Source organism: Lishizhenia sp. (assembly GCF_033720595.1).
Lineage (GTDB): Bacteria > Bacteroidota > Bacteroidia > Flavobacteriales_D > Crocinitomicaceae > Lishizhenia.
Window position 1 is genome coordinate 1 of record NZ_JAWWCF010000285.1, and the last position, 2438, is coordinate 2438.

The 2438-nt window shown below is 31.8% G+C and carries 3 protein-coding genes; 2 read left to right on the forward strand and 1 reads right to left on the reverse strand.

Annotated features, from left to right (window positions below; genetic code table 11):
- Positions 1-1366, reverse strand: a 1366-nt coding sequence (locus R3333_RS14055; protein ID WP_318959404.1) for a tetratricopeptide repeat protein, incomplete at its 3' end; no start/stop codon positions are given.
- Between the two features lie 205 nt (positions 1367-1571).
- On the opposite strand from R3333_RS14055, the gene R3333_RS14060 reads away from it, so the two are divergent.
- Both R3333_RS14060 and R3333_RS14065 read left to right on the forward strand, forming a co-directional pair.
- On the forward strand, positions 1572-2102 hold the full coding sequence (locus R3333_RS14060) for a hypothetical protein (protein WP_318959405.1): 531 nt from the start codon (positions 1572-1574) through the stop codon (positions 2100-2102).
- Positions 2102-2438 (forward strand): hypothetical protein (locus R3333_RS14065; protein ID WP_318959406.1); only part of this gene is annotated, 337 nt, incomplete at its 3' end. The genes R3333_RS14060 and R3333_RS14065, both read left to right, overlap by 1 nt.

A 2438-nucleotide genomic window follows, 5' to 3' on the forward strand; every position in this document is an offset into this window, starting at 1 on the left:
GAAGGTAGAGTAGGGCATTGTTGGGTAAGGTGTTATTTAATAACTGGGTGCTCGGTAAAATTGAATTTTGAATACGCTTGGCGTAGTTGATACTATCAATAATTTCTTTATGCTGTTCATCAATTCGCTCATTTTTCAGTGTAAGATCTTTGTTGATTTTTTTACGTTGTAAAGAAGAAACCCAAAGACTTATGGTGACCACAAGTATGATACTTATAAAGAGTACCAAAACACGCTTAGAGTTCTTTTCAGAGTTTAACTCCTCTTCTCTAAGTTGCTCTTGAATTTTTAAGCGTTCGATTTCAGCCTCTTTTCTACTCGATTGATATTGGGCTGCGAGCTTAGATGAAGTTTCTTGTGATTCTAAGGTATGAATAGAATCTTTTAATTTTACATAGTTCTCAAGGTAATAAACAGCATTGTCGTAATCCTTAAGGTGAGCATAGGTTTTGTAGAGGTTGAAATATCCATTAAGTGGAGAGACGTCTAAATCAAGACTGTCTACCAAGTGTACAAATTTTTTGTAGTAAAGTATTGCTTCTGTTCTTCCTCCTATGTTTTCTTCGAGATTTCCTTTCGTGAGGTAATTAATGGCCAGGCCATTGAATTGATTTGTTTCGGTATTAAGATTAATTGCTTTATCGATGTATTGATTAGCTAAAGAATAACGCTCTTTTAATCTGTATAAATTAGCTAAATTGTTGTAGGTCGCACTTAAGGATTCTGAACAATTACACTTCTTAGCAATTTCTATTGCCTTTTTGTATGCATTTTCGGCTTGCGAAAGCTCATTGTTGAATTTGTAAATGTCTCCGAGTAAAAGATATGCCTCTGCCTGTACAGAAAGCATGTTGTTCTTTTTGGCCAATTCAGATACTTGCGATAAATAGTAGGTGGAATTGTTGATATCCTTAGATAGTAAAAATAATTTTACAATATCTATATAGGTTTTACAGATGTTTTGGAGATCATTTTGAAGTTCAAAATATTTCAAAGCTTGAAACTCTGCTTGAATGGATACGTCAAAACTACCCGCTTCTCTAAAAATATCGGATTTTCTTTTTAAAATATGTGTTTTATGTGCAATGTTGGTAATTCCAAACTTTAAAGCAATAGTGTCAAATATCTTTAGAGATTTATCGACCATCAAGTTATTTGCATAAAGTTCAGCCAACCTCATATAACTTTCTATAATTATAGAGTCAGAGTTATTAGCGTCTTTTATTTCGTTTAAAAATAATTCTTTGGACTGTATGAAATCGCCCGTATCAAGTATTGATAGATCTTTTTCAAAACTGTTACCACAGTATGGAGCCTTCCAAATAAAGAGTAAGAAAAAAAGGGTTAAAAGTAGTGTTCTATTCACTTATAGTAGAATTATAAATACGCTAAAAATCCAAGTCTACAAAATTAAAAAAAGTTAGACTTCGTTAATCGATGAATAGGGTTTATTTGTCGGTTAATGTTATTCAATCATCGATTAATCGAATAATATTTTAACTAAGATAGTTGTTGATTGTGATAAATGACGTTATTTTGGTGATGAAATTAATCAATAAAATTATAAAAAGATGAAAAATATAATAGTTTTTACAGGAATTGCGTTAAGTGTTATTACATTCGGGTGTTCAAAAAATAATGATGTTGTAGAAAGCGAATACTACACTGCAGAGGAGCAAGTTACAATGACGAACAGAGCTAACCAAACTTTGAAGTTCCAAAATAATACAGAAGATGGAGCTGATCATATTGAAGGAGTATCAGTTGGATGTTCGTTTTTTACGGGTAAAGAATGTACAGTATCAGATACAGATTACGGTTGTAGAGGTGAATTGTTATCTATCGATTGTATGAATTTTATACATGAATTATTGACGAAATTACAAAATGGTGATGATTTTGCTGACCAAGGTGTAGTTACTGCTAACTTAGATGCGTTTAACGGATTGTGTCCAGACAAAATGATAGAAGGAGTTGTTGATGGTTCTGTAAGAATGAATATTGTAGCTTTAAGTTCTACACCAGAAGGAAGTGCTTACATCGAATTTGAAAATTCAACTTCTCGTGAATTGATCATGGCTACACAAATTAATTTTAAATAATGAAGAAACTAGGTCTATTAATAGTATTATCAGCTTTAATTGTTTTTCAATCTTGTAATGAAAACAAAATTGAGAGTTTTACCGAGGAAAGTAAATTCAATTTAGTTGATTCTATCTGTATAGACCCGAATTTTGGAGTCTCTTCACTGAGTGCTTTTGAATTGGACGGAGAAGAATACTTTTCTGTTGCGAACTTTAAAACTCAAAAAGAGATTCGAATCTTCAACTCTAAAGGTTTAGTACAAGCTGTAAGTCTTAAAGGTTTTTCAATTTTCAATGATACTCCCTTGGCATATGAGGTGCTTAATTTAGATACTATATTGATCATTTTAAATC

Excerpts from the sequence above, each read along its gene's own strand:
- R3333_RS14060 (WP_318959405.1), top strand. The coding sequence starts at position 1,572 with ATGAAAAATATAATAGTTTTTACAGGAATTGCGTTAAGTGTTATTACA.